The following is a 25,738-nucleotide window of genomic DNA, read 5'->3' as shown; positions in this document are numbered from 1 at the left end:
GCCGCGGTGAGAGGCCCTCTAAGTCCCACCCACGATTCGGTCAAACCCTTTTTTCAAAAAAGTTTCATGAAAGGCTCTGCAAGGCACTTCCAGGCCGCTCCCTCCGGTCCACGGCCCCAGCCAGCCTGCGCTTGCCCGTCCTCCTCCCGCCGCATTCCCAACGCTTTGTTTACCACGCAACGGTAAGCCGGTGGTCATGCGGAAGAGGCAAGCGCCCCTTCATTGAATGATCGGGACCCCGGACGATGCCGTCACCGGCAATCAGCGTTGCAATGAGCGTCTACAATGGCGAACGCTTTCTGGCATCTGCCATAGAGAGCATCCTGAAGCAGACATTCGCCGACTTCGAATTTCTCATCGTCGACGACGGTTCCGTCGACCGTTCTGCGCAGATCATTGCGGATTTTGCCGCGCGTGACGCACGCATAAAGCCGATCATCCGGGAGAACCGCGGCCTCATCGTCAGCCTCAACGAGATGATAGCCGAAGCCCGGGCGCCCATCGTTGCCCGCATGGATGCCGATGACCTGAGCTATCCGGATCGCTTCACCCGGCAATATGCCTTCCTGAACGAACACCCCGACTACGGCGTGGTCGGGAGCTGGAGCGAGGACATCGACGAGGCCGGAAGGCCCATGCAGCGCACCGGGGCCGACCACCCCCTCACCCACGAAGACATGCTTCGCGCCATTACCGCGGGGGAGCAGCTCATCTGCCATCCCGCCGCGATGTACAGGAAGAACGTGGTCCTTTCCGTCGGCGGCTACCACGCTGCCTTTCGCCATTGCGAGGACCTCGACCTTTGGTTGCGTCTCGCCAGCGTGACCCGGATGGGCAATATCGGGGAACGTCTGCTGCGCTATCGCCGCTATCCGGGGCAGGTTTCCTCGCGTCATTCGACCGAGCAGCAGATCGGCACCGCCATCGCCCGCCTCGCCTGGCAGGAACGGCAGGCCGGTAGGCCCGATCCCACGGCTTCGCTGGAACGGCTACCTCCGATGAGCGCGCTCGACGAACTGTTTGGCCGCCCGGGGCTTTCCCGGCAAGTCCGTGAGCAAGTGGCGCTCGGCCTGCGCTATTCCGCTTCGGCCCTTCGCGATGACGGCTTCGACCTGCTCGTCGACCACTTGCGCGATGGCGGTAGGCAGGACGGCATGTGGCGAACCGTGGCACGGCTCTTACGCTACGGCGAACCTGTCCGGGCGTTTCGTCTCGCAGCGACCCTGGCCCGGGTGCGCGCGGCATGAGCGTGCGCCGGGCCGCCTTCTGGTCGATGGGCGCGCAGTACGCGACCTTCACGATCCAGTTCGCCGCCAGCGTCGTAATCTCGCGGCTGTTCCTGCTGCCGAGCGACGTGGGCCTGTTCTCGGTGGCGTTGGCCGCCGCCATGCTGGTATCGATCTTCCAGGACCTGGGAATCACCCGCTTCATTTCCGGTCAGCCGCAGATGGAACCCAAGTCCCTGCCCTTCTATGCAGGCGTCGCAGTGTCGATCGGCTGGACAGTTTCGGCGCTGGTCGCACTGGCCGCGCCGCTGGTCGCCCACTTCTATGGCGAGCCTGATCTGGCTCCACTACTATGGCTGATCGCCGCGTCCTATCTCATCAGTCCTTATGCGACGGTGCCGGCCGCGCTGCTGGTGCGCGAAATGGACTTTCGCGCCCTCTTCCACGTCAACGCGGGCAGCGCCCTCGCCGGCAACGGCACGGCGGTGATCCTGGCTGCCTGCGGGTTCGGCGCCAGCTCGCTGGCTTGGGGCGTGCTGGTCACCGCTCTCGTTCGCGCCGGCATCGCCCAATGGCAGCGCCCGGTTCGCCCGCGCCTGCCGCGGGTCTTCTCCTCCGTGAAGCCCATGCTCGGCTTCAGTTCCATGTCCTTTGTGCTGAGCGCCAGCGCTGCCGTGGGGCAACGCTCGCAGGACCTTATCGTCGGGCGCCTGCTGGGCATCGCCTCGACAGGACTGTTCAGCCGGGCCAGCGCCCTTGCCGGACAATTGACGACGCTCGTAACCGGCGCGATCGGTTCGGTCTTTTACGCCGCCTTTGCCCGCAAGCGGGACGCAGGCGAGCCGCTGGCCGAACCTTACCTCCATCTCGTTTCCTGTTACACCGCGCTCAACTGGGCGGCGATGGTCGGATTGGCGCTGGCCGCAGAACCGCTGGTCATGCTGCTCTACGGTCCGAACTGGATGGGCTCGGCCTCGCTGCTGCGCTGGACCGCTCTGGGCGAAATCTTCTTCGTCGCGGTTCCGCTGCAGATGGACGTGCCCCTCTTGCTCGGCCAGATCCGCCGTCTCGTCTGGGTCAACCTGCTCGACACCGCTGCAGCCGTGCTCATCCTCACGGCAGGCTGCTTCATCAGCCTCGAGGCCGCAGGCATCAGCCGGGTGGTCTACGGGTTCGTCTGGTGGGCGATCTATGCCACCTACCTCGGTCGCCTGATGGGCTTCCGCTTTCGCGACCTGCTGGGGGTCTATCTGCGCAGCGGGATCTGCGCGCTTGCCGCAGGCGTGCCGCTGATCGTCGCCGGCTTCTACGGCCTTGGCGGTGCATCCATGCCGTTTCTCACATTGCTCGGCCTTAGTGGGCTGGGCGTACTGCTCTGGCTCGCGACGCTGGCACTGATCCGTCATCCCGCGTGGCTCGAGATCCGCATGCTCGTGTCCGCGCTCGCCCGCCCGATCCTGTCGCGTGCGGCGGCCTGAGCGCTGGAATACAGCCGCCGTGCGCATGGTCTATCTCATCCTCGCCCATGACAACAGGGCGCAGCTCGACCTCCTGATCGAACGGCTCCTCGGCCCTGGTGGAGAGGACTTCGCGGTCATCCATGCCGATCGCGCCTCGCCGCTTTGGCCGGAGCTGCGGGCAAGCCTGCCGGAAGCAGCCGGACGGGTACATCTCGTGGCCGACCCGGTCGCCGTGCGCTGGGGGCACTCCAGTCTGGTCGAAGCGATTGCGAAGCTGGTTCGCGAGGCGGTCCGCCTCGGCAGTGAGGGTGCACACCTGATCAGCGGCGCCGACTGGCCGGTGACCCCGCGCGAGGCCATTGCTCAAACCATGCGAAAGGGTCTCTGCCACATCGAAGTCCGCCCCGGACACATGGAAGAGCGCATGCAGACCTTCCGCCTGGACACGCGCTGGCTGCGGCTCGATCCCGCTCGCGATAGACGCGCCTATGCCGCGACCTGGGAACTGCGCCGCCTCGCGCGCTGGGCTGACGCCGCGCGCAATCGGCTCGGGCTCCCACGCTCACGCCCCTATGGCCTGTGGGCGTACGGTTCGGGCTGGTGGTCCCTGCCCGCAGACGTGCTGGCAATGCTGGACAAGGAAATGCCGCGCCTTCTAACCTCGGGCCGTCTGCGCGGAACCGTGTGCAGTGACGAACACGTGGTGCCAACGCTCGTCGCCCATGCCTTTCCCGAGCGCATTGCCGCCCACCGGCGCTATGTCGATTTTCCCGCGGGTGCATCGAGCCCGCGCATGCTGACCGCAGCCGACTTGCCTGCCATTGCGTCCAGCGGCGCCTGGTTTGCCCGCAAGGTCGACGTAACCCACGAGCCGGACTTCCTGACGCTCCCCGATTTCCACCCTGCTCCAATGGCGCACCCAGCCTCGATGCGCGGGAAATTGCCTGTTTCCGGGCAGGCCTGAGCGACCCGTCCAACTTGGTGTTCCACCGCATTCGTGGTAACTTCGAGGCGATGCAAATCACTGCCCGGGAGCAGGAGATGACAGGCACAGCGCTTGCCCTTGCGGCGGCCCTGATCGCGCACTCCGCGATTGCCGCCACGCCGGCACAATCGGTCCCTGACGACAGCGATGCCGCCAGCGAAATCCTTCAGGCCCAGCCCGATGCCGATGACCGCATGACCGTCGGCGTCGCGATCCATGGCCAGGGTCCCTATCAGTTCCTCATCGACACCGGATCGCAGAACACGGTGCTTTCGACCGCGCTTGCCAGTGCGCTCGGCCTGCGGATCGGCCCGAGCGCCAAAGTGATCAGCCTTGCCGGCGTAGGCCAGGCGAACACGGCGCGGGTCGAGTCCCTCGATGTCGGGGGGCGGACTTTCCATGACCTGACGGTGCCCCTGCTGCAGGACCGGCACATCGGTGCCGACGGCATTCTCGGCACCGACAGTCTACAGCACCAGCGCGTCGTCCTCGATTTCGACCGCAACACCATCCAGATCGGCGATCCCCACGATTTCGACCGCGGCGGCAGCTACGAAATCACCGTTCGCGCGCGCAAGCGGTCGGGGCAACTGATCATGACCCAGGCCACGATCGACGGCATTCGCACCTCGGTCGTCATCGATACCGGGTCCAGCAGCACGATCGGCAACCGGGCGCTGCAACGCGCCATGCGCGAGCGCAAAGGAGGCAGCGGTGTCCTGACATCCGTCACCGGACAGACGCTTCCCATCGATTTCGGCCTGGCCCAGAAACTCAAACTGGAGTCGCTCGAAGTCGCCAACGTGCTTATCGCCTTCGCCGATGCCCCTGCCTTCGAGGCGCTGCATCTGGAAAAGCGCCCCGCCATCTTCCTGGGAATGCGTGAACTTCGCGCCTTCCGGCGCGTGGCGATCGACTTCACGACAAGAAAGATCCTGTTCGATCTGCCCGGTTGAGATTGCCTAACCGCCAAGTCTCCCTAAATTGCGGCGATGCCACCCGATACAGCCGTGAACAATCCCAATGCCCGCCATGACGGCTGGCGCACGCTCCTCAGGTTCCTTCCCTACCTCTGGCCGGCCGACAACAAGGCCCTGCGCTGGCGGATCGTGTTTGCCTGTATCTTCATTCTCGCCTCGATCGGCACGCAGCTTACCCTGCCCTACCTGCTCAAGTGGGCGGTCGACGCGATGGGCGCTACCGGACCGAAGCTGGTGCAACTGGCGATGCTTACGGTGCTGGGCTACGCGGCGGGCCGCTTTGCGCAGACCGGCTTCGACAACTTGCGCAACATCGTCTTCGAGCGGGTCGGGCAGGATGCCACGCGCTCGCTGGCGGAAAACGTCTTCGGCCAGCTTCATCGCCTGAGCCTGCGCTTTCACCTCGGGCGTCGCACCGGAGAGATCACCAAGACCATCGAGCGCGGTACCAAGAGCATCGACACGATGCTCTACTTCATGCTGTTCAACATCGCGCCCACGGTGATCCAGCTCGCGGTCGTCGCGGTCATCTTCTACATCAACTTCGGATGGGGCCTTGTCGCGGCCACGGCCGTCGCGATTGCCGCCTACATCTGGGTGACGCGCACGATCACCGAATGGCGCACCAAGCTGCGCGAACAGATGAACCGACTCGACGGACAGGCCCTGGCCCGCGCCGTGGACTCGCTGCTCAACTACGAGACGGTGAAGTACTTCTCGGCCGAGCACCGCGAGGAAGAGCGCTATGCCCAGGCAACGCGCGCCTATGCGGCTGCCGCGGTCAAGAGCGAGAACTCGCTCGGCATGCTCAACATCGCGCAGGCGGTGATCGTCAACCTGCTCATGGCCTGCGCCCTCGCCTATACCGTCTGGGGCTGGTACCGCGGCCAGTACACCGCCGGGCAGCTCGTCTTCGTGCAGACCTACCTGACGCAGCTGTTCCGCCCGCTCGACATGCTGGGCATGGTCTATCGCACCATCCGGCAGGGCCTGATCGACATGGCCGAGATGTTCCGCCTGCTCGACGAACCCCAGGAAGTCTCGGACAGGCCCGGCGCGCCGGCGCTCGTCATCCGGCGCCCCTCGGTGGTCTTCGACAATGTCGTGTTCGGCTACGAGAAGGATCGCCAGATCCTGCACGGCCTCTCCTTCGAAGTTCCGGCAGGCCGCAACTATGCCATCGTCGGCCCGTCGGGCGCAGGCAAGTCCACGCTCGCCCGCCTGCTGTTCCGCTTCTACGATCCGCAGGGCGGGCGGATCCTCATCGATGGACAGGACATCAAGGAAGTCACCCAGGCATCGCTGCGCGCCGCAATCGGGATTGTCCCGCAGGATTCGGTGCTGTTCAACGACACCATCGGCTACAATATCGGCTATGGCCGCGACGATGCCACCCAGGCCGATATCGAGGAAGCCGCGCGGGGCGCTGCGCTCATGGGCCTGATCGATCGCCTGCCCCAAGGGTTCCAAACCGAGGTGGGCGAACGCGGCCTCAAGCTGTCTGGCGGAGAGAAGCAGCGCGTCGCGATTGCGCGCACCCTGGTCAAGAATCCGCCAATTCTCCTGCTCGACGAAGCGACCAGCGCGCTCGACACCCGCACCGAACAGGACATCCTGGCAACGCTCCACCGCGTTGCCGAACACCGCACCTCACTCTCGATCGCGCACCGTCTCTCGACGATTGCCGATGCCGATTCCATCCTCGTCCTGCAGGAAGGCAGGCTGGCCGAAAGCGGAACGCACGGGCAGCTTCTGCGGGCGGGCGGGCTCTATGCCGAAATGTGGGCGCGCCAGGCCTCCGAGACCGACGAACTGGGCGAAGCCGCCGAATAGGACCCGCCCGGGCGCGGTCCGTGACCCGGTCCCTTGCAGCGGTGGTGCCCCCTGCGCCCGATGGCCTTCCCGACACGACGGGTTGCATTCGCACCCGCAACACGGCAAAAGCCGCGCCACTCGCTTGGACCCGGTGCAATTCCGGGTGGCTATCCCGGCCGCCGATCCGCCGGGCAACATCATACATGTTCACTGGCACGCCCGCGTGCTTCGCGGGTCGCGGACATGTGCTTGATGCGGATATTGCATGACTGAAACACTCTCCCGATTCCGCCAGGACTGGTTTGGCAACGTCAGGGCCGACGTGCTTGCCGGCCTCGTCGTCGCGCTCGCGCTCATCCCCGAAGCCATCGGCTTCTCGATCATCGCCGGCGTCGATCCCGCCGTGGGGCTGTGGGCCTCGGTGGCGATTGCCATCGTGATCTCGTTCACCGGCGGCCGTCCAGGCATGATCTCGGCCGCGACCGCAGCAGTCGCCGTGCTTGTCGGGCCGCTGGTTCGCGAACACGGCGTGGAATATCTCTTCGCCGCGACGATCCTGATGGGCGTGTTCCAGATCCTCGCCGGCCTGCTCCGGCTCAACCTGGTGATGCAGTTCGTCTCGCGCTCGGTGATCACCGGCTTCGTGAACTCGCTCGCCATCCTGATCTTCATGGCGCAGCTGCCGCAGTTGATGAACGTGACCTGGCACACTTACGCCATGGTCATTGCCGGGCTCGCGATGATCTACGCCCTGCCGCGCCTCACCAAGGCGGTCCCGTCCCCGCTCATCTCGATCCTGGTGCTTTCGGTGATCTCGATCTCGATGGGCCTGCCCGTCCACACCGTGGGCGACATGGGCGAACTGCCCTCCGGCCTGCCCTCGTTCGGCCTGCCGCAAGTGCCGCTGACGCTGGAAACCTTCCAGATCGTGGCGCCTACCGCGCTTGCCATGGCGGCCGTTGGCCTGCTCGAATCGCTGCTGACCGCGCAGATCGTCGACGACATGACCGACACCGATTCGTACAAGCGCTATGAATGCCGCGGCCAGGGCATCGCCAACATCGTCGCCGCGCTGTTCGGCGGCATGGGCGGCTGTGCGATGATCGGCCAGTCGGTGATCAACGTGACCTCGGGCGGGCGCGGCCGCCTGTCTACCTTCGTCGCCGGCTTCTTCCTGTTCATCCTGCTGGCCCTGCTCGGCCCGTGGGTCGGCCAGGTTCCGATGCCCGCCCTCGTCGCAGTCATGATCATGGTCTCGATCGGCACGTTCTCGTGGAACTCGATCCCGAACCTTCGCCGCCATCCGTGGCAAAGCTCGGTGGTCATGCTCACAACCGTCGTGTTCGTCGTGGCCACCCATGATCTCTCCAAGGGCGTGATTGCGGGCGTGCTGCTGTCCGGCATCTTCTTCGCCCAGAAGGTTCAGCGCCTGTTCCGCGTCGAACGCACACAGGAAGGCGACACGGCGACTTACCGCGTTTCGGGCGAGATCTTCTTCGCCTCGGTGCATCGTTTCATCGAGCAGATGCAAGCCGGCCAGGAAACCGCGCCCAACGTGATCATCGACATGACTCACGCCCACCTGTGGGACATCTCCTCGGTCGGCGCGCTCGACAAGATCGTCGGCAAGCTCGACCAGGGCGGCGCCAGCGTGAAGGTGATCGGCTACAACGAGGCGAGCAAGGACATCGTCGACAGGTTCGGCCTGCACGACAAGACCGGCTTCGAACTCGGCACCGTCCCGCACTGACAAGACAAAAAGGCCCCCCGTCGCACTGCGCGACGGGGGGCCTTTTTGTTACTCGGCGACCCTTTACTTGACGACGTCGGCCTCGTGCCAGACGACAGCCTGAGCCGCCTTCATGCAGTTCTCGGCCGTATCCCAGGAAATCGTCGGCGAACCGTAGAGGCGCCAGCCCTGCGCCAGCGCCTCTGACACGCGCTCGCAAAAGGCACGATCGTCCTTGCCGGTCAGCAGGCGATAGATCGGGCGGTCTTCAGGTGTCTGGTACATGTCGCGGTCTCTCCTCAGAGAATATACTTCGACAAGTCCGCGTTGCCCGCAAGGCCTTCCAGCTTGTCGCGAACGTAGGCCTCGTCGATGGTCACCGTTTCGCCGGTGCGGTCTTCGGCCTCGAAGCTCAGTTCCTCGAGCAGCTTCTCCATCACCGTCTGCAGACGGCGGGCGCCGATGTTCTCGACGCTCTCGTTCACCTGCGCAGCGATCTTCGCCACTTCCTGCACCGCATCGGCCGTCACGTGGACCCTGACGTCCTCGGTGCCGAGCAAGGCGCTGTACTGTTCGACAAGGTTGGCGCGCGTCTCCGACAGAATGCGCACGAAGTCCTCCTCGGTCAGCGCCTTCAGCTCGACGCGGATCGGCAGGCGGCCCTGCAGTTCGGGCAGCATGTCGCTCGGCTTGGCGACGTGGAACGCGCCAGAGGCGATGAACAGGACGTGGTCGGTCTTCATCGGACCGTACTTGGTAGCAACGGTCGTGCCCTCGATCAGCGGGAGCAGGTCGCGCTGCACACCCTCGCGCGAGACCGAGCCGCCGCGCACGTCGGAAACGGCGATCTTGTCGATCTCATCGATGAAGACGATGCCGTTGGTCTCCGCATTGGCAAGCGCGGTGCGGGCCACGTCGTCCTGGTCCATGCGCTTTTCGGATTCTTCGTCGACCAGCTTGTCCCAGGCTTCGGGCACCTTCATGCGCCGCCGCTTGAGCTGGTTCTGGCCGAATGCCTTGCCCATGATGTCGGACAGGTTGATCATCCCGACCGATCCGCCCATGCCCGGAATCTCCATCGGGGCAGACGGGCTGTCTTCCACCTCGATCTCGACTTCGGTTTCGTTCATCGCGTTTTCGGTGATGCGCTGGTGGAACGCGGCGCGGGTCGCCTCGGAGGCTCCCTCGCCCACAAGCGCATTGAGCAGGCGATCCATCGCCGCCTTCGATGCCGCCTCGCGAACGGACTCGCGGCGACGATCCTTCTCCAGGCGGATCGCTTCCTCGACGAGATCGCGCGCGATCTGCTCGACGTCGCGGCCGACGTAACCGACTTCAGTGAACTTGGTCGCCTCGACCTTCACGAAAGGCGCTTCCGCCAGCTTGGCGAGGCGGCGGCTGATCTCGGTCTTGCCGCAGCCGGTGGGGCCGATCATCAGGATGTTCTTGGGCGTCACTTCGTCGCGCAGGTCGACGGGGAGGCGCTGGCGCCGCCAGCGGTTGCGCAGGGCGACGGCGACGGCCTTCTTCGCTTCCTTCTGACCGATGATGTGTTCATCGAGGGCGCGAACGATGGCCTTGGGCGTGAGGTTGTCTTTCATGCTTCCCCGGGATCTCAGATGGTCTCGACCGTCACGCGGTCATTGGTGAAGACGCAGATTTCGGCCGCGACCTGCATCGCGCGGCGGGCCATGGCCTCGGCGTCGTCCTCGTAGGGATCTAGGGCGCGGGCCGCCGCCAGCGCATAGTTGCCGCCCGATCCGATCGCAGTGATCCCGCCTTCGGGTTCGAGCACATCGCCGTTGCCGGTCAGCACCAGCATGGTGTCCGCATCGGCCACGATCATCAGCGCTTCGAGATTGCGCAGATACTTGTCGGTGCGCCAGTCCTTGGCGAGTTCGACGGCCGCGCGCATGAGCTGGCCGCGATATTGCTCCAGCTTGCGCTCAAGGCGTTCGAACAGGGTGAAGGCATCGGCCGTAGCTCCGGCGAAGCCGGCAATCACCTTCCCGCCTTCACCGATCCGCCGCACCTTGCGCGCGTTCGGCTTCATCACGGTATTGCCCATGGAAACCTGGCCGTCGCCGGCAATGACGGTCTTGCCGCCCTTCTTCACGCCGACGATCGTCGTACCGTGCCACTGGATCAGGCCGTGGCTCGCCCCATTGCTATCCATGCCGGGGATATATGCCCGGTGCCGCGAGGTTCAAGCGGCTGGGACGAAGCTGTCCGCAAACACGAAAAGAAAAGCGCTCAGCTGCCGTTCGGTCCGGGGCCGCTCGGCCCGGCCTGGCCACCCATACCGCCGGCGCCGACGGCACCGATGTTGCCGAACAGGTCTTCCAGCAGACCGCGGTGACGGCCCAGCGTCGGGGTCTTGTCACCGTTCGGGCTGATGCGGGCGACCTGCTCGATGCCGCGGCGATCGACGGCAACGACATTGCCCTTGGGATCGAAACGTACGCGCAGCACCGTCTGCTCGTTCGTACGCGGACGGCCGAAGGGCGGCGTCTTCACGAACTGCGAAACGTAGTACCAGTCCTTCTCGCCGAACTGGCTGACGAAAGTCGGGCGGCCGAGAGTCTTTTCCACCGAAAGGCGATTGTCGACACCCGGCTGAACCGAATCGACCAGCGTCTGATCCACGATGTAGCCGCGATGATCCCGGATCGAAGTGCATCCGCCCGCCAGTGCAGCCAGGGCCATCACCAGGCCTGCCGCTGCGATCTTGGGACCAAAACTGCGCATTTTCACACTCCAATCGTCCGGTTCGTCCATGCCAGGCATTGCCAGCAGGCGCCCCGCCCATATATCGGCCGGATTAACGGCATCGAGCCTTAAGGCCCTCCATCGCCTCGTGCAATGGGCGTTGGGGCAGCTGCGTTGAATTGCCGATGAACGAAAGGCCAGTTACCCACGTGTCCCTCCTCTCACGCATTTTCGGCAAGGGCTCCGACAGCCGCGCGGCTGTCCGCCCCCTCTGGCATCGCACGGTGGAGATCGCGCGCGAAAAGGAGTGGTACGCGCAATGCGGCGTGGCCGACACCGTTCCCGGTCGCTTCGATGCAGTGACGCTGGTAACCTCGCTGGTCATGCTGCGCATGGAGCGGGACAAGACCCTGATCGACCCCTCGGTCCGCCTGACCGAGCTATTCGTCGACGATATGGACGGCCAGCTGCGCCAGTCCGGCGTCGGCGACCTTGTGGTCGGCAAGCGCATGGGCAAGCTGATGAGCGTGTTCGGCGGACGCCTGGGTGCCCTGCGCGAAGCCTTCGCCGCGGGTGACGACGAGCAGGTCAGCGCCGCACTCGTCCCCGTGCTGGAGCGAAACGTGACGCTGACCGAAGGCGCGAACACTCAAGCGCTGGCCGCTCGCCTGCAGGCCCTCGCCGCCCAGCTCGACGCCATTTCCGACGAGGACATCATGGCCGCAAGGATTACGCGATGAGCAAGAGCGAATTCTCCCGCGAGATCGACATCCGTCAGGTGGAAGGCAAGGCGGTCCACGTCGAGGCCAACGAAGCGGAACGCGCCGCCCTAGCGAAGCGTTTCAGCCTGGTGCGGATTTCGAAACTCGAAGCCGACCTCGAACTCCACCGGTCCGGCGAGCGCGATGCCGAAGCGCGCGGCACGCTCAAGGCCAGTTTCATCCAGTCTTGCGCTGTCTCGGCCGAGGACATCCCGGTCGAAGTGAAGGAGCCGCTGTTCTTCCGCTTCGTCCCGCAGGCGACGGACTACAATCCAGACGAGGAAATCGAACTCGATGCCGACGACTGCGACGAGATCGAGTATTCCGGCACGCACATCGACCTTGGCGAAGCCGTCGCGCAGAGCCTTGCCCTTGCCATCGACCCGTTCCTGACCGGCCCCGAAGCGGAGGCTGCCCGCAAGGCCGCAGGGATCGGCTCGCCCGAAGATCAAGGGCCCTTCGCTGCACTCAAGGGCCTCAACGTCAAGAACTGAACGGCGCGGACAGTGCAACCGGATCTAGCTTTATCCGGAAGCTGCGAAACGATGCAGCGCACCAGCGAAGGCGCTCAGCCTTTCACCAGCCTGACAGCCTGACGAAGCACGGCATCGACGACCTCGAACGAGCCTGGCTCCTCGATCTCCTGATCCGGCTGGATCATCCTGTTTCTGCGCATCAGCGTGAAGCCGTAGATCAAGGACCAGTACGCCGCCACGCGAATGCCCAGCGTTTCGTCGGGAAGCGGTTCCCCCACGGCCTTGATCGCGTCGCGTAGCATCGCGAAGCCCTCTCTCTGCGCCTTTGCGATCGGCGCCTCGAGTACGGGTCGAGTCAATTCGCTTTCGTACATGAGCGAGAAGAGACGGGGATTTTCTTCAGCGAAAGCAATGAAATGGCGGCTGACACCCAGGAGTTCATCCTCCACTGAGCCCGGCGATGCGCCGAGATCTGCACGCAGCAGCCTGTCGTAGCCGGTCAAAGCGACAGCAATGAGCAGGGAACGACGGTCGGGAAAGTGATGATAGGGCGCACCCGGCGATACACCCACCACCTGAGCCAGTTTGCGGACTGACAGATCCTCGTGGCCGTGTTGCACCACGTAATCGGTCGCCGCTTCGACGAGCTGCTTTCGCAAATCGTCTCGATGGTAACTTCTGGTCGGCTCCGCCACCCTGTCCCCCTCATGATTTTCCGACTCATTGAAGCCTAAGGATGCGCTTGACAAGTCATCAAGCCACAATCTAAGCGGCGATCAATCAATCAGTGATTAGATTGATCGCCGCGGATCTGAAAGCGGTATGTTCGTAGGAGAGAAGGCGCCGCGCTGGCCCTAGCCGCGCAAAATTCCAGATGAAATTCGGGTTCTCAGATCATCGCGCTGCCTCACGCAGTCGCGAGCGGTGAAGCTCAACATCAGCTCGCAAGAGCGAACGCGGTTCACGGTGCGATCACCGGCCGTCGACATCCAATTCGGGAGGAATGAAATTGAAGAGACTACAACTTGTTTGCGCAATTCTGGCCGGGACCGCGCTGTCCAGCAATCCGGTGTTCGCGCAGAGCGCGGAAACCGCGCAGGACACGGCCCAACCCCAAGAGAACACCGGTAACGACATCGTCGTCACCGCGCAGCGCCAGTCGCAGCGCCTGCTCGACGTTCCCCTCAGCGTCCAGGCCGTCAGCGGCGACACCCTGCGCGATCGCGGCATCACCGACCAGCGCCAGCTCGGCCTCATCGCGCCCAGCCTCCAGGTCCAGCGCGACAACAACTATTCGATCCGCGGTATCGGCACGCAGTCCTTCGCCAGCACGATCGAATCGAGCGTCGCAACCGCGATCGACGGCGTCACGCTCGGTAGCAGCATCCTGAATGGCAACCCGTTCCTCGACGTGGCTCGCGTCGAAGTCCTGAACGGCCCGCAAGGCCTGCTGTTCGGCAAGAACGCTTCGGCCGGTCTCGTCAACATCACCACCGAACGTCCGGAAATCGGCCACTACGGTGCCAACTTCAACGCACAGGCAACCTCGAATGCCCTGCCCGGCGACAATGCCGACGGCGTCCAGGTCGATTCCACGATCAATGTTCCGGTCACCGACAATTCGGCCCTGCGCGTCAGCGGCATCTACAAGTACCAGCAGCCGATCACGCACTACATTCGCGACAATGCGACCGGCCGTCAGGACAACAACTTCCGCCAGTACGGCCTGCGCGGCAAGTACCTGCTGGAAGCTACCGACCAGCTGACCGTCTACGCCATCGGCGAATACTACGAGACGCACGGCATCGGCACGATCTTCGACGTCACCTACCGCCAGCTCGCCGATGGCAGCATCAATGAAGGCCCGGTCGCGGGCGACGGCGTAACGCCAGGCGATCACAACTTCTATGCGGGAAGCGACGCAGCGCAGTATCGCGACCTCAAGACCGGTGGTGCCCAGCTCAACCTCGATTATGAACTCGACAACGGCTGGACCCTGTCGAACATCTTCGCCTGGAAGTTCTACTCGCTCGGTCAGCAGATCGACGCCGACTCGACCGGACAGAACGGTGCGAACATCAACAGCACCGACTCGCGCTTCGACCAGTTCAGCGAAGAACTGCGCCTGGCCCTGCCCTCGACGGGTCCGCTTACCGGTCAGGTCGGTCTTTACTACTATCGCTCGAAGCTCGATCAGGTCAGCCAGATCGCCGGGAACAACTTCTTCACGGATCCACTGCTGGGCAACGCGTTCTGCGTGGGGCCCAACGCTCCGTCGACCTGTGCGCGGACCAACGACTACTTCCTGGGCACCGACAAGGACTACACGAGCAAGAACGAGAGCTACGCTGCGTTCGGTCAGCTGACCTATGCCTTCAACGACATGTTCAATATCTTTGCCGGCGGTCGCTTCACGCATGACAAGGTCTCGATCGACCTCGTCCAGAACACGGGCGATTACTTCCTGACGCTCGGCGTTCCCGACGGGACCTTCAAGCAGAGCTTCAGCAACGACGAGTTCAGCTGGAAGTTCGGCGGCCAGTTCAAGCCTTCGAACGACGTGATGTTCTATGCCTCCTACGGCCGTGGCTACAAGGGCCCGGGCATGAACGACACCGGCGCATCCCTCGATGCCGACCTCGCCATCTACCCCGAAACCACCAAGAATTTCGAAGCGGGTGTCAAGTCGAGCCTGCTGGGCCGCATGGTCACGATCAACGCCTCGGTGTTCCGGACCATCTTCGACAACTTCCAGATCCAGTCGTTCGATACCGAATTGCGCACTTTCGTGATCGGCAACGCTGCCAAGGTGAAGAGCAAGGGTGCCGAAGCCGCGGTCACGATCCGTCCTGCATACGGCCTGACGCTTTCGGCCACCGGCGCCTATGCTGACACCAAATTCGACACCTACGAAGGCGCACAGTGCTACCCGGGCCAGGGCTGCGGTACGTCCGGTACGTTCGACGCATCGGGATACCGCCTTGCCTATGCACCCAAGTTCACCGGGACGATCGGCGCCGCTTACGAGCTGCCCCTGAACGACAACGGCCTGAGCCTGCTGCTGAATGCCGACCTCTACCATCGCTCGAAGGTCGAGACGGTCATCAATCACGCACCGGATTCGCAGATCGGCGCGATCGACGTCCTGAACGGCAGCATCGGTCTTCGCGGCGACGCCTGGAACCTGTCGGTGTTCTGCAAGAACTGCACGAACAAGGTCTACCCGCTCGCCATCCAGATCGAATCTGGCGACAGCAGCGCTCAGCCCACCCCCATGCTGAGCTATACGCAGCGCTGGGGCCTGGACTCGACCAGGACTATCGGCCTGCGTTTCGGCTACAATTTCTGAGTTGAATGACTTCTGGCGGGCCATCTTCACGGTGGCCCGCCTTTTTCTTTACCTGATTCCCCCGCCGCCAAGCACGGGCTCATCAGCCAACCGGGCAGCTTGCCGGCTTCGAAGGCGACGATCAGTCTATCGAAATTGTCGCAGGATCTTGGGCAATTCGCCTGCCCGGCGCATCAAGGCAAAAAGGGCTGTAATACAGCCCCTTCGCCCAACCCTGCGGGGCCCGGGCGCAAAAGGCCTTTCCCGCTGCTCTTGATCATCCGCGTTGCGGATCAGAACGGAATGTCGTCGTCGAGATCGTCGCCGAAGCCGCCGCCGCTGCTGCTGCCGCCCGACGAACCGCCGGTGCGACCCCAGTCGTCACCGCCACCGCCCGAACGGCCCCAGTCATCGCCGCCGCGCGAACCACCGCCCGAACGGCCACCGCCGCCGAAGCCACCCGACGAACCGCCTTCATTGAAGCCACCGGAGCGGCCGCCGCCACCGCCGCCCTGCGCGCCATCGAGCATGGTCATGACCGCGCCCGGGCCCTGCAGCACGACTTCGGTCGAGTAACGGTCATTGCCCTGCTGGTCCTGCCACTTGCGGGTGCGCAGCTGCCCTTCGATGTAGACCTTGCTGCCCTTTTTCAGGAAGCGCTCGGCCACGCCGGCCAGACCTTCGGAAAAGATCGCGACCGTATGCCATTCGGTACGCTCCTGGCGTTCGCCGGTATTGCGGTCCTTCCACGATTCACTGGTGGCGATGCGCAGGTTGCAGACCTTGCCACCGTTCTGGAACGAACGGACTTCCGGGTCGGCCCCGAGATTGCCGACGAGAATGACCTTGTTGACGCTGCCTGCCATGGAATCGCTTTCCTATCGTGTGTGGCCGGTTGGGTAGCCAATCGCGGCGCCTGACGCCAACCCCGCAGGCGCCCCTTTCCCACAACCGAGGTGGAAGGATCGCTAGAGGCCGATGGCGGTTGCGACCCAGAATGTCAGACCCGCAGCAATATAGGCCAGGCCGAACAGGTAGGCGAGCATGAAGACGGGCCACTTCCAGCCGTTCGTCTCACGCCGGGTGACAGCGATCGTCGACATGCACTGCGGCGCGAAAACGAACCAGGCGAGGAAGGCCAGTGCCATCGGCAGGGTCCAGCGCGACTTGAGCTGGTCGCCCAGTTCCATCGCCTGCTGGTCTTCGTCCGTGGCATCGACCGCATAGGTGGTAGCCAGCGAGCTGACTGCCACTTCGCGCGCGGCCATGGCCGGGATCAACGCCAGAGCCATGTCGCGGTTGAAGCCGATCGGTTCGACCACGAACGCGAGGCCATTGGCAACCTTGCCCGCAACCGAGGCATCGACCTGGCTCTCACCCGGGCGAGCCTGCGGAAAATTGAGCATGAGCCACAAGACGACGGTGACGGTAAAGATGATCGTGCCGGCGCGGCGCAGGAAGATCCAGGCGCGCTGCCATAGCCCGATCGCCATGTCCTTGAGGCGGGGAAGCTGGTACTTGGGCAGTTCCATGATGAAGCCCGAGGCCTCGCCCTTGGTCACCGAACGGCGCAGCACTAGTGCGACTACCATCGCGCCGATCACACCCGCGACATAGAGTGCGAAGAGCACCAGCCCCTGCAGGCCGACGCCCCAACCAATGGACCGGTTGGGAATGAAGGCAGCGATGATCACCGCGTAGACCGGCAGGCGCGCCGAGCAGGTCATCAGCGGTGCGATGAGGATCGTCGTCAGCCGGTCCTTGGGATCGCTGATCGAGCGCGTCGCCATGATGCCGGGAATGGCGCAGGCGAAGCTCGAGAGCAGCGGGATGAAGCTGCGGCCCGAAAGGCCCACCGAAGACATCAGTCGGTCCATCAGGAATGCCGCGCGCGCCATGTAGCCGGAGGCTTCCATCGCGAGGATGAACGCAAAGAGGATGACGATCTGCGGCAGGAAGACGACCACCGAGCCGACGCCGGCAAGAATGCCGTCGGTCACCAGATCGCGCACCAGTCCGGCAGGCATGAACTTTATGGTCAGGTCGGTGAGCCAGCCCACTCCCGCCTCCAGCCCGTCGGCGAACGGGGTCGCCCACGCGAAGACCGCCTGGAAGACCACGAAAAGCAGCGCGCACAGGACGAACGGGCCGATCCACGGATTGAGCAGCAGGCGATCGAGCCGCGCGTGCATGCGATGGCGACGGGTCTCGGAGAGAATCGCGCCTTCGGCCATGGCATGGGCGGCAACACGCCGCTCGGTCAGCGAAAGGTCGGTGATGCCGGGGCCGGGATGGCCCATCTCGGCCGAAGCGATGGCCTCGGCGAGATCGGACAGGCCGCGGCGGCGCACCGCCACCGTCGGAACGACGCGCACGCCCAGTTCCTGCTCGAGCAGCGTGGCATCGAGGACGAGGCCGTCGCGCTCGGCAAGGTCGACCATGTTGAGGGCGATGACGGTAGGCTTGCCCAGCGCGAGGATTTCCTGCGCAAAGACGAGGTGCTGTTCCAGGTTCGAGGCATCGAGGACGATCACCAGCACGTCCGGCACGGCTTCGCCCGGGAAATGGCCGCGCACGACCTTGGAGGTGACTTCCTCGTCCGGGCTCGTCGCATCGAGGCTGTAGGCGCCGGGAAGGTCGGTCATCTCCACCGGCTCTCCGGTCGGCAGGACGAAACGGCCCGACTTGCGCTCGACAGTGACGCCCGGATAATTCGCGATCTTCTGGCGCGCGCCGGTCAGGGCATTGAACAGCGCGCTCTTGCCCGCATTGGGATTGCCGACCAGCGCGACCTTGCGTTGCCGGCTCACAGGACTTCCACTTCCATGGCTGCAGCGTGGGCCCGGCGCACGGCCACGATCATGCGGCCCACCGAGATCGCGATGGGATCGCGGCCGCCGAAGACGCCGCGATGGGAAACGGAAACCTTGGCTCCCTCATCGATGCCGAGCGCACGCAGGCGGTGCGCCTCCTCGTCGACGAGGCAATTCCAGTCGACCGCCGTGATGCGGGCGCCCTGGCCTACGGGAAGCAAGTCTAAAGTCATAGGGCTGCGCTGCCAGATTAGATCGTTATTTGCAACTGGTTCGCAATAGCCAGCCCCACTTGTCATTGTCCGCAATCAAAACGGAAGGGGCGTCCGCAGAAAATTCAGCGCGCCGGGTAGCGCAAACGGCCCAGCAGCCGGGTCACGCTGAACCGGTCGTCAGGAGCACGAAAGACTTTCGCCTTGGTCTTTTCGAAGCGGATGATGCCGTCGATCCGACGGTCCAGAAAAGCGCGGGTTTCAGCCTTGTTCTCGCTCTTGTCGCGGGCATAAACCTGCAGCGTCGCAGCATAGATCGCTCCGAGGATCGCGCGCTTGGTATAGTGGTTGTAGTCCGTCGCGCTATCGCCCGCGAGGCGCCACATCACATCCGCGCTATGCCATCCCAGCTTCGTCGCGGCCACGACGTTTTGCGGCATGGCCATGATCGAAAGCGCCCGGGTCAGGGCTTCCTCACGCCCGGCGACCGCGTCGAGTCGCGCCATGACGAGGCGGCGGATACGCTCACGAATCGGAAGGTTCGCCAGCGATTCGGCCGGCGTCGTGGCCGCCATGCGTTCATCGACGTGTCCGATCCAGGCGGCGATCATCGCCATCGCCCCGCCCTGGAAGGCGAACTGCGCCAGTTCGTTGTCGACGCCAGCCATGGCCGCGGCCTGCGCCACCGCTTCCTCGCTCCAGCCGTCGAACGCGACGGCATCGGCAATTGCCGGGGCGAGCTGACGGCGCAGCGCTTCGAGGGTCTGCGGTTCTTCCATCACCTTGCCTGCCACCTGATCACATCACCGGGCCGTAAACGGCCTGGGCCTTCTTCTTGTTCTTCGCCGCATACTCGTCGAGCACAGACGTCATCGGGCCGGTCTTGCTGTCGAGCGCCGCATAATCGCGCGCCGAACGGCCCGAATTGTCCGCACGGTTAGGATCGGCTCCAGCCTGGAGCAGCGCCTTGACGAGCTGCAGGTCCTTGCGGTGCACCGCATAGATCAGCGGCGTTTCACCGGCGTCGTTCGATGGGTCCGGAGAGGCCTTCTGCTCCAGCAGGAATTCCGCGCCTTCGCGCCAGCCCAGATTGACCGCCATTTCCAGCGGCGTGCGGCCGTGATCGTCCGCGGCATTGACGTTGGCGCCATGCGAGACGAGGTAGTTGAGCCAGGTCAGGTCGCGGCGCGCGGTGACGATGTGCAGCGCCGTCTCGCCGGTGGTCACGTCGCGCGAATTGATGATCTGCGAGGAGGGATCGAGCAGGGCTTCCTCAACCTTGGCTCCATCCTTCTTCTTCACCGCTTCGAGGAACTTGTACCCTTCGGAAAAGCCAGCCTGGGCCATCGCCGGCGAGGACACCGCAAGACCCGCGGCGAGCGCCGGCAAGGCTGCCATCAGGATCGCCCGAGAGATCCGCGCACCGTACCCCAAGTTGTTCCTGGACACTTCGTATTTCCTCCGACTTAGTCGATTCTTCCGGCGCTTGCCGCTGCCCGACCCAGGCATCGCACCTTGCATGGCGCGGCTTAGCAGAGCATGAAGCGACGCGCCATGACCTACCTGAATCGCTGGATAGCACCCCTCGCCCTCGGCCTTGCCGCGAGCCTGTCCCTCACCGCCTGCTCGCAGCAGGACCAGCCCGAGCGACCGCCGCTGGAAGGCGCCGCGATCGGCGGTCCCTTCACGCTGGTGGACAAGGACGGCAAGACCGTCACCTGGGACCAGTTCAAGGGCAAGTGGCGCATCGTCTACTTCGGCTATACCTTCTGCCCGGATGCCTGCCCGCTTGACGTCCAGGCGATGATGCGCGGCTTCAACGCGTTCGACAAGGCACACCCCGCAGAAGCGGCGAAAGTGCAGCCGATCTTCATCTCGATCGATCCCGAGCGCGATACGCCCGAGGTGGTCGGCCAGTGGACTGCCGCCTTCGGGCCCCGGCTACTGGGCCTGACCGGCACGCCCGATCAGGTAAGAGTGGCCGCCGACGCCTTTGTCGCCTATTACAAGAAGGGTGAGGAAACCCCCGGCGGATACCTGATGGACCACAGCCGCATTGCCTACCTGATGGACCCGGACGGCAAACCCATCGCCATGCTTCCGGTAGACAAGGGCCCGGACGCCGTTGCCGCAGAACTTGCCAAGTGGGTGAAGTGAGCAGCGCGACGCCTTTCTGGGAGCGTCCGCTCGAAACGCTCGACCGCGCGCAGTGGGAAGCCCTGTGCGACGGTTGCGGGCAATGCTGCCTGCACAAGGTGGAAGACGCCGACACCGGAGAGATCTTCCATACCAACGTCGCGTGCAAGCTGCTCGACCTCAAGACCGCGCGCTGCAGCGACTATGCCAATCGCCGCAGCTTCGTGCCCGATTGCCTGAGCCTGAGCCTGAAGACCGCAGGCAGCCTCGACTGGCTGCCGCCGAGCTGCGCCTATCGCCTGCGCTCGGAAGGCCAGCCCCTGCCCGAATGGCACTACCTCGTCAGCGGGGATCGCAATGCCGTGCACGAGGCGGGAATGTCGATCATCGGCAAAGTGATCAGCGAGACTGTCGCCGGGCCGCTGGAGCATCACATCGTCTGGCCCTACGGCGAAGACGAGTTCGATGAGGATGCCTGCGAAGAGGAGGAAGGCTGAGGCCGTGCTCGACTGGCTGCGCCGCAATCCCCGCGAAGAGCCCGTCATCGACCTTGACGGCAAGGACGTTCCGATAGTCATTCGCCGCCATGACCGGGCGCGCCGCCTCACCATGCGGTTGGCCCCCGATGGCAGCGAAGTGCGCATCACAATCCCGACCTGGACGCGCACTGCAGAGGCCATCGCCTTCGCCGGATCGCGGCGGGACTGGCTGGCCCGCCAGCTCGCCTCCCTGCCTGTCGCCGAGCCCCTGGCCCATGGCGCGCAGATCCGCTTTCGCGGTGAGATCCTGGTCATCCGTCACGATCCGCTGGCCCCGCGCCGCGCCGTCCATGGCGCAGGCGCGGTTTCCCTCGGCGGTCCCGAATCCTCGCTGCAGTCCCGCCTCAGGCGTTGGCTGGAGGGCGAGGCGCGTGCGCTCATGGCCGACGACCTGGTCGAGTACTGCGCGCGTGCGCAAGTCGATGCGCCCAAGCTGGCGCTTTCCAGCGCGAAACGGCGCTGGGGCAGCTGCGCCCCCGACGGCTCCATCCGCATCAACTGGCGCTTGATCATGGCCCCGGACTTCGTGCGCCGCTCGGTTGTCGCCCACGAAGTGGCCCACCTCATCCATTTCGACCATTCGCCCGCATTCCATGCCTGCCTCGATGGGCTGTTCGAAGGCGATATTCGGACCGCGAATGCCTGGCTCAAGGCCCACGGGCGAGAGCTTTACCTCCCCTTCGGCTAGCGTTTGCTGCCCGAAGCGCCTAAGTAGGGCCCCATGTCGTTGTTCAAACGCTCAGGATACTGGAAGGACGTCAGCCCCACGGGGATGGTCGCCGATTTCAAGGCAGTCTGGAAACAGGCCGGCAGCAACCGCTGGCGCATTGCCGCGCTTTCGGCCGCCTGCACTTTCGGCGTGTTCTTCACGATGTACCAGCAGGAGGCGAAAGGCCCCCAGCCGCCGCCCAAGATTACCTATATCTCGACATTCTCCGGCCATCGCACCGAGGCCGAGATCATCGCGTCCAACATCGCGAACCAGAAGCGCAAGGAAGCGGTCGCCCGCGAACTGGCCAGGCGCGACGAGGAAGTGCGTAACATCTACAAGACGATCGGCCGCATGTCCGGCATGGATGTAGAGAAGATCGCGCGCGAAGCCGAGGCCGAGCAGGCCGCTCAGGAAGCCGCGCAGCAGAAGAAACAGGGCAAGCTGCCCGAGGGCGTGACATCGGTCGACCAGATCGACGCCCAGCAGGACGATGCCACCCGGTGACGGCCGATAGCCGCGAGGACGCGCGCTGGCTGGCCGCAGCCGCCAGCCTCGCCGCCCGCGCCCGGCCGATCAGCCGGCCCAATCCCGGTGTCGGCGCAATCATCGTCACGCAGGGCAAGGTCGTCGCCCGCGGCTGGACCCGCGCGACGGGGCGCCCTCATGCCGAGGCCGTCGCGCTCGATGCCGCCGGTAACGCGGCCCGCGGCGGCACGCTCTACGTAACTCTTGAACCCTGCGCCCACGAATCGCCGCGCGGCCCTGCCTGCGCCGATCTCGTCAGTGCGTCGGGACTTTCCCGCGTCGTGATCGGCTGCATGGACCCCGATCCGCGCACCGCAGGCTTAGGGCTGGAGCGTATCCGCGCTGCCGGGATCGCGGCCGATCACCTGCCCTCCCCCGCCTGCGAGGAAAGCCTCTCCGGCTATCTGGTATCGAAGCGGCTGTGGCGACCTGAAGTGACGCTCAAGCTCGCCATGTCGCTCGACGGCTGCCTTGCGCTTCAGTCCGGCGAGAGCCAGTGGATCACCGGTGCGCAGGCGCGTGCGCATACCCATGCGATGCGCGCCAGGGCCGATGCGATCCTCGTCGGCGGCGGCACCCTGCGCGCCGATGCCCCGCGTCTCGACGTGCGCCTGCCCGGCCTCGAACGACGCAGCCCCGAGCGTTGGGTACTGACCGGCGGCAAGGCTCCCGCAGGCTGGTACGCCCTGCCCTCGCCCGAAGCGATCGCAGGCATGGACGGCGTGCAATACCTCTTCGTCGAAGGCGGCGCTGGTGCCGCTTCGTCGTTCCTGCGCGCGGGACTGGTCGACCGGCTGCTGATCTACCGCGCGCCGATCCTGGTGGGCGGGCAGCCCGCCGTCCGGGATTTCGGCCTCGCATCGCTCGCCTCGGCGCATGGCCAGTGGCGCATTACCGAACGACGGCAGCTTGGCAGCGACACACTCGAAGTCTACAGCCGCATCCCATGTTCACAGGAATAGTCACCGCCGTCGGCCAGATCCGCGAAACCCGCAAGACCGGGGACCTTCGCGCCGTCATCACCTGCCCCTTCGATCCCGCCGGGATAGCGATGGGCGCATCCATCGCCTGTTCGGGCGTGTGTCTGACTGTCGTCGACAAGGGCGGCGTGGCCGGCGATGCCTGGTTCGCGGTCGACATTTCGGCGGAATCCGTGGCGCGCACCGTGCCCGGCCGCTGGGAACAGGGCACCAGCCTCAACCTCGAGCCCGCACTCAAGCTGGGCGACGAACTGGGCGGCCACATCGTCACCGGCCATGTCGACGGGGTCGGCAAGATCGTCTCGGTGACACCGGAAGGCGACTCGCGCCGTTTCGTGATCGAGGCCTCCGCCGACCTTGCACCCTTCATCGCGCCCAAGGGCTCGATCACCGTCGACGGCATTTCGCTGACGGTAAACGACGTGACCGACCAGCCCGGCGGCACCTGCCACTTCGCGCTCAACATCATCCCGCATACCGCGCAGGTCACCACCATCGGTGCTGCCAATGCGGGGGATAGCGTGAATCTGGAGATCGACGTGCTCGCCCGCTACCTCAAGCGGATGCAGAGCCTGCGCGGCTAGGTCTCAGGCCGAGAGCGGCCCGAGTGCAAAACTCTCGCGCGTGATTTCAAAGATCACGTGATCGACCATGACACCGCAGCGTTCGAAGGAACGGCTGCGGCCGGGCACGAGCCTGCCGCCAATGTTGGCCATAGCCTTGCGCGAGATCGCATTGTCGGCACCGACCTGGAAGATGGCGCGATCATAATGCGCGAGGGCGTGGGCGAGCATGAGCGCCTTGAACTCGGCATTGTAGCCAAGCCCCCAATAGGCGCGGGCAAGGAACGACCAGCCGATCTCGATCTCGCCCGGCGCTTCCGCCTCGGGCGCGCCGAAACGGGTCGATCCGATGATTGTCTCGCCGTCCGGCGCCAGCCTGTCGACGATCGCAAGGGCGCCGCCGCCGGCAAGGGCTTCGTCGAAGAAGGCCCGGAACACGGGTTCCTGCCAGCGGTCATGCGATGGATGCCCGGCCCAGATCTCACGATCCGAGGCCACGGCGAACAGCGCGTCCCAGTCGCCGGGGCGCAAGGGACGCAGCGTCAGCCGATCCCCATGGAGGACCGGCTGACGATCCATTGTCAGGCCGTCACGTCCGCGACAGCTGCGATGAACTTTTCGATATTGCCCTCGGTCAGCCCGGCCACGTTGATGCGGCCCGAACCGGCGAAGTAAACGCCATGCTTGTCGCGCATCGCCTGCACCTGTTCAGGGGTGAAGGGAATGATCGAGAACAGGCCGTTCTGCCCGCCGATCGGCGTGAGGTCGACACCGCCGGTCTTGCCGGCCGCGGCGAGCTTCTCGCGCATCAGGCGCATGCGATCGCGCATGTCGTCAAGCTCGGCGAGCCACTGCTTGGTCAGGGCCTCGTCCTCGAGGATCAGGCGAACCGCAGCGCCGCCGTGATCCGGCGGCTGCGACCAGTTGGCGCGGGCCAGGGCGTGGGCGTTCGACATGATCTTGGGAAGACCGTCCTTCTCGGCCGCCAGCACATAGAGTGCGCCGACGCGGTCACGATAGAGGCCGAAGTTCTTGTCGCACGAATAGCACACGATCGCCTCGGGCACCGATGCGATGACGCGGCGCAGGCCGTAGGCGTCTTCTTCCATGCCGTTGCCAAGACCCTGGTAGGCAAGGTCGATAATCGGCAGGATGCCCTTGTCGGCGATGAGGCCGACGATCTCGTCCCATTCGGCGTTCGAGTAGTCGATGCCGGTCGGGTTGTGGCAGCAGCCATGCAGCAGGATCGCGTCGCCCGGCTGGGCCTGCGCTATTGCACCGCGCACCGCGTCCATGTCGGTCTTGCCATCGGCATTGGCATGGCCGAATTCGAAGACTTCAAGGCCGAGATCGGCGCAGATCTGGTTGTGGTTCGGCCAGCTGGGCTTGCCAACGATCAGGCGGGTCACGCCGGCGCGCTTGGCCATCGCAATGGCAAGGCGCAGCGAACCGGTACCGCCCGGGGTCTGCATGCCTTCGATGCGGCCGTCCTGGGTCGGGTTCGCCTGGCCGAAGACATAGGGCATCAGCGCTTCGACGAAGCCCATGTCGCCCTCGGGGCCGAGGTAGGCCTTGGAGTCCTGCGTCTCGACGAGTTTCTTCTCTGCCGCCTTGATCGCACCGAAGACCGGGGTTTCCCCGTCACCGGTCCGGTAAACACCGACACCGAGGTCGATCTTGTCGGCGCGCAGGTCCGAATTGTGGAGCTTGATCAGCGCAAGAAGCGCGTCGGCGGGCTGTTGCTGAAGATTGTTTAGCATGGCGGGCGCGGCCTTACTCTCGCCCGGGA

At 64.8% G+C, this 25,738-nt stretch carries 27 protein-coding genes and 1 other annotated feature; of the genes, 15 read left to right on the top strand and 12 right to left on the bottom strand.

Features of this window, described 5'->3' with window-relative positions:
* Positions 1–245: 245 nt before the first annotated feature.
* The 6 genes from J3474_RS02475 to J3474_RS02450 all read left to right on the top strand — a co-directional run bounded on the left by J3474_RS02475 (position 246) and on the right by J3474_RS02450 (position 8,216).
* Entirely contained in the window at positions 246–1,247 is a 1,002-nt protein-coding gene (locus J3474_RS02475) for a glycosyltransferase (protein ID WP_207092974.1), read from the top strand.
* Positions 1,244–2,704: an oligosaccharide flippase family protein gene (locus tag J3474_RS02470; protein WP_207092973.1), complete on the top strand. Its 1,461-nt coding sequence runs from the start codon at positions 1,244–1,246 to the stop codon at positions 2,702–2,704. Before J3474_RS02475 ends, J3474_RS02470 begins: the two co-directional genes overlap by 4 nt.
* Positions 2,691–3,650 (top strand): beta-1,6-N-acetylglucosaminyltransferase, encoded by a 960-nt coding sequence (locus tag J3474_RS02465; protein ID WP_242528155.1) that lies wholly within the window; start codon positions 2,691–2,693, stop codon positions 3,648–3,650. The genes J3474_RS02470 and J3474_RS02465 overlap by 14 nt, the downstream gene beginning before the upstream one ends.
* A gap of 77 nt (positions 3,651–3,727) precedes the next feature.
* Positions 3,728–4,627: an aspartyl protease family protein gene (locus tag J3474_RS02460; protein ID WP_207092972.1), complete on the top strand. Its 900-nt coding sequence runs from the start codon at positions 3,728–3,730 to the stop codon at positions 4,625–4,627.
* A gap of 36 nt (positions 4,628–4,663) precedes the next feature.
* Positions 4,664–6,484 (top strand): ABC transporter ATP-binding protein/permease, encoded by a 1,821-nt coding sequence (locus J3474_RS02455; RefSeq protein WP_038575629.1) that lies wholly within the window; start codon positions 4,664–4,666, stop codon positions 6,482–6,484.
* Positions 6,485–6,607: 123 nt separating this feature from the next.
* Positions 6,608–6,663: a sequence feature (sul1 is cis-regulatory element that is thought to sense ions involved in sulfur or methionine metabolism; They are found in Alphaproteobacteria), on the top strand.
* Between the two features lie 68 nt (positions 6,664–6,731).
* On the top strand, positions 6,732–8,216 hold the full coding sequence (locus J3474_RS02450; protein ID WP_207092971.1) for a SulP family inorganic anion transporter: 1,485 nt from the start codon (positions 6,732–6,734) through the stop codon (positions 8,214–8,216).
* 63 nt (positions 8,217–8,279) lie between these two features.
* Here the strand turns inward: J3474_RS02450 and J3474_RS02445 are convergent, their stop codons facing one another.
* The 4 genes from J3474_RS02445 to J3474_RS02430 form a co-directional block, all read right to left on the bottom strand.
* Positions 8,280–8,480, bottom strand: a complete 201-nt coding sequence (locus J3474_RS02445) for a DUF1737 domain-containing protein (protein WP_007013714.1) — start codon at positions 8,478–8,480, stop codon at positions 8,280–8,282.
* A gap of 14 nt (positions 8,481–8,494) precedes the next feature.
* Complete coding sequence (gene hslU, locus J3474_RS02440) at positions 8,495–9,796, bottom strand: ATP-dependent protease ATPase subunit HslU (protein ID WP_007013713.1); 1,302 nt, start codon at positions 9,794–9,796, stop codon at positions 8,495–8,497.
* A 14-nt stretch (positions 9,797–9,810) separates the two neighbouring features.
* On the bottom strand, positions 9,811–10,371 hold the full coding sequence (hslV, locus tag J3474_RS02435; RefSeq protein ID WP_007013712.1) for an ATP-dependent protease subunit HslV: 561 nt from the start codon (positions 10,369–10,371) through the stop codon (positions 9,811–9,813).
* Between the two features lie 77 nt (positions 10,372–10,448).
* Positions 10,449–10,943 (bottom strand): outer membrane protein assembly factor BamE, encoded by a 495-nt coding sequence (locus J3474_RS02430; RefSeq protein ID WP_041559281.1) that lies wholly within the window; start codon positions 10,941–10,943, stop codon positions 10,449–10,451.
* 170 nt (positions 10,944–11,113) lie between these two features.
* On the opposite strand from J3474_RS02430, the gene J3474_RS02425 reads away from it, so the two are divergent.
* Together J3474_RS02425 and J3474_RS02420 are read left to right on the top strand one after the other, a co-directional pair.
* Positions 11,114–11,644, top strand: a complete 531-nt coding sequence (locus tag J3474_RS02425; protein WP_041559280.1) for a ubiquinol-cytochrome C chaperone family protein — start codon at positions 11,114–11,116, stop codon at positions 11,642–11,644.
* The gene (locus J3474_RS02420) at positions 11,641–12,159 is read left to right on the top strand and encodes a DUF177 domain-containing protein (protein WP_207092970.1); all 519 of its coding nucleotides are present in this window, start codon (positions 11,641–11,643) and stop codon (positions 12,157–12,159) included. Before J3474_RS02425 ends, J3474_RS02420 begins: the two co-directional genes overlap by 4 nt.
* A 74-nt stretch (positions 12,160–12,233) precedes the next feature.
* Here the strand turns inward: J3474_RS02420 and J3474_RS02415 are convergent, their stop codons facing one another.
* Positions 12,234–12,800, bottom strand: a complete 567-nt coding sequence (locus J3474_RS02415; protein ID WP_207092969.1) for a TetR/AcrR family transcriptional regulator — start codon at positions 12,798–12,800, stop codon at positions 12,234–12,236.
* 350 nt (positions 12,801–13,150) lie between these two features.
* On the opposite strand from J3474_RS02415, the gene J3474_RS02410 reads away from it, so the two are divergent.
* A complete protein-coding gene (locus tag J3474_RS02410; protein WP_207092968.1) occupies positions 13,151–15,490 on the top strand; it encodes a TonB-dependent receptor in 2,340 nt (779 codons plus the stop codon).
* Positions 15,491–15,762: 272 nt separating this feature from the next.
* Here the strand turns inward: J3474_RS02410 and ssb are convergent, their stop codons facing one another.
* The 5 genes from ssb to J3474_RS02385 form a co-directional block, all read right to left on the bottom strand.
* Entirely contained in the window at positions 15,763–16,335 is a 573-nt protein-coding gene (ssb, locus tag J3474_RS02405) for a single-stranded DNA-binding protein (RefSeq protein ID WP_013832520.1), read from the bottom strand.
* A 102-nt stretch (positions 16,336–16,437) separates the two neighbouring features.
* Positions 16,438–18,279, bottom strand: coding sequence for a ferrous iron transporter B (locus J3474_RS02400; protein ID WP_207092967.1), 1,842 nt, complete (start codon positions 18,277–18,279; stop codon positions 16,438–16,440).
* On the bottom strand, positions 18,276–18,515 hold the full coding sequence (locus J3474_RS02395) for a ferrous iron transport protein A (protein WP_013832518.1): 240 nt from the start codon (positions 18,513–18,515) through the stop codon (positions 18,276–18,278). The genes J3474_RS02400 and J3474_RS02395 overlap by 4 nt, the downstream gene beginning before the upstream one ends.
* Before the next feature lie 104 nt (positions 18,516–18,619).
* Complete coding sequence (locus J3474_RS02390) at positions 18,620–19,273, bottom strand: COQ9 family protein (RefSeq protein ID WP_013832517.1); 654 nt, start codon at positions 19,271–19,273, stop codon at positions 18,620–18,622.
* Positions 19,274–19,292: 19 nt separating this feature from the next.
* A complete protein-coding gene (locus J3474_RS02385) occupies positions 19,293–19,892 on the bottom strand; it encodes an ankyrin repeat domain-containing protein (RefSeq protein WP_013832516.1) in 600 nt (199 codons plus the stop codon).
* Between the two features lie 156 nt (positions 19,893–20,048).
* Here J3474_RS02385 and J3474_RS02380 point away from each other — a divergent pair, with 156 nt between their 5' ends.
* From J3474_RS02380 to J3474_RS02355, 6 genes are read left to right on the top strand one after another with little or no spacing between them, the layout of a single operon-like run.
* Positions 20,049–20,651 (top strand): SCO family protein, encoded by a 603-nt coding sequence (locus J3474_RS02380; protein ID WP_013832515.1) that lies wholly within the window; start codon positions 20,049–20,051, stop codon positions 20,649–20,651.
* Positions 20,639–21,127 (top strand): YcgN family cysteine cluster protein, encoded by a 489-nt coding sequence (locus J3474_RS02375; protein WP_041558821.1) that lies wholly within the window; start codon positions 20,639–20,641, stop codon positions 21,125–21,127. The genes J3474_RS02380 and J3474_RS02375 overlap by 13 nt, the downstream gene beginning before the upstream one ends.
* Before the next feature lie 4 nt (positions 21,128–21,131).
* Positions 21,132–21,857, top strand: a complete 726-nt coding sequence (locus tag J3474_RS02370) for a M48 family metallopeptidase (protein WP_242528154.1) — start codon at positions 21,132–21,134, stop codon at positions 21,855–21,857.
* Between the two features lie 33 nt (positions 21,858–21,890).
* On the top strand, positions 21,891–22,385 hold the full coding sequence (locus tag J3474_RS02365) for a hypothetical protein (RefSeq protein ID WP_207092965.1): 495 nt from the start codon (positions 21,891–21,893) through the stop codon (positions 22,383–22,385).
* A complete protein-coding gene (ribD, locus tag J3474_RS02360; RefSeq protein WP_207092964.1) occupies positions 22,382–23,368 on the top strand; it encodes a bifunctional diaminohydroxyphosphoribosylaminopyrimidine deaminase/5-amino-6-(5-phosphoribosylamino)uracil reductase RibD in 987 nt (328 codons plus the stop codon). Before J3474_RS02365 ends, ribD begins: the two co-directional genes overlap by 4 nt.
* Positions 23,353–23,970, top strand: coding sequence for a riboflavin synthase (locus J3474_RS02355; RefSeq protein ID WP_207092963.1), 618 nt, complete (start codon positions 23,353–23,355; stop codon positions 23,968–23,970). Before ribD ends, J3474_RS02355 begins: the two co-directional genes overlap by 16 nt.
* Before the next feature lie 3 nt (positions 23,971–23,973).
* Here J3474_RS02355 and J3474_RS02350 read toward each other — a convergent pair whose 3' ends face one another.
* The gene (locus J3474_RS02350) at positions 23,974–24,528 is read right to left on the bottom strand and encodes a GNAT family N-acetyltransferase (protein ID WP_207092962.1); all 555 of its coding nucleotides are present in this window, start codon (positions 24,526–24,528) and stop codon (positions 23,974–23,976) included.
* Between the two features lie 2 nt (positions 24,529–24,530).
* Entirely contained in the window at positions 24,531–25,709 is a 1,179-nt protein-coding gene (locus J3474_RS02345; protein ID WP_207092961.1) for an amino acid aminotransferase, read from the bottom strand.
* Positions 25,710–25,738 lie beyond the last annotated feature (29 nt).

Origin of the sequence: Novosphingobium sp. PY1 (assembly GCF_017312445.1) — a bacterium.
Lineage (GTDB): Bacteria > Pseudomonadota > Alphaproteobacteria > Sphingomonadales > Sphingomonadaceae > Novosphingobium.
This window is presented reverse-complemented; position numbering and strand designations above follow the sequence as displayed.

Bases quoted from the DNA above. Each gene is read 5' to 3' on its own strand.
- J3474_RS02475 (WP_207092974.1), top strand. From the start codon at position 246: ATGCCGTCACCGGCAATCAGCGTTGCAATGAGCGTCTACAATGGCGAA.
- J3474_RS02470 (WP_207092973.1), top strand. From the start codon at position 1,244: ATGAGCGTGCGCCGGGCCGCCTTCTGGTCGATGGGCGCGCAGTACGCG.
- J3474_RS02460 (WP_207092972.1), top strand. From the start codon at position 3,728: ATGACAGGCACAGCGCTTGCCCTTGCGGCGGCCCTGATCGCGCACTCC.
- J3474_RS02455 (WP_038575629.1), top strand. From the start codon at position 4,664: ATGCCACCCGATACAGCCGTGAACAATCCCAATGCCCGCCATGACGGC.
- J3474_RS02450 (WP_207092971.1), top strand. From the start codon at position 6,732: ATGACTGAAACACTCTCCCGATTCCGCCAGGACTGGTTTGGCAACGTC.
- J3474_RS02445 (WP_007013714.1), bottom strand. From the start codon at position 8,480: ATGTACCAGACACCTGAAGACCGCCCGATCTATCGCCTGCTGACCGGC.
- hslU (WP_007013713.1), bottom strand. From the start codon at position 9,796: ATGAAAGACAACCTCACGCCCAAGGCCATCGTTCGCGCCCTCGATGAA.
- hslV (WP_007013712.1), bottom strand. From the start codon at position 10,371: ATGGATAGCAATGGGGCGAGCCACGGCCTGATCCAGTGGCACGGTACG.
- J3474_RS02430 (WP_041559281.1), bottom strand. From the start codon at position 10,943: ATGCGCAGTTTTGGTCCCAAGATCGCAGCGGCAGGCCTGGTGATGGCC.
- J3474_RS02420 (WP_207092970.1), top strand. From the start codon at position 11,641: ATGAGCAAGAGCGAATTCTCCCGCGAGATCGACATCCGTCAGGTGGAA.
- ssb (WP_013832520.1), bottom strand. From the start codon at position 16,335: ATGGCAGGCAGCGTCAACAAGGTCATTCTCGTCGGCAATCTCGGGGCC.
- J3474_RS02395 (WP_013832518.1), bottom strand. From the start codon at position 18,515: ATGACTTTAGACTTGCTTCCCGTAGGCCAGGGCGCCCGCATCACGGCG.
- J3474_RS02390 (WP_013832517.1), bottom strand. From the start codon at position 19,273: ATGGAAGAACCGCAGACCCTCGAAGCGCTGCGCCGTCAGCTCGCCCCG.
- J3474_RS02385 (WP_013832516.1), bottom strand. From the start codon at position 19,892: ATGGCAGCCTTGCCGGCGCTCGCCGCGGGTCTTGCGGTGTCCTCGCCG.
- J3474_RS02380 (WP_013832515.1), top strand. From the start codon at position 20,049: ATGACCTACCTGAATCGCTGGATAGCACCCCTCGCCCTCGGCCTTGCC.
- J3474_RS02365 (WP_207092965.1), top strand. From the start codon at position 21,891: ATGTCGTTGTTCAAACGCTCAGGATACTGGAAGGACGTCAGCCCCACG.
- J3474_RS02355 (WP_207092963.1), top strand. From the start codon at position 23,353: ATGTTCACAGGAATAGTCACCGCCGTCGGCCAGATCCGCGAAACCCGC.
- J3474_RS02350 (WP_207092962.1), bottom strand. From the start codon at position 24,528: ATGGATCGTCAGCCGGTCCTCCATGGGGATCGGCTGACGCTGCGTCCC.
- J3474_RS02345 (WP_207092961.1), bottom strand. From the start codon at position 25,709: ATGCTAAACAATCTTCAGCAACAGCCCGCCGACGCGCTTCTTGCGCTG.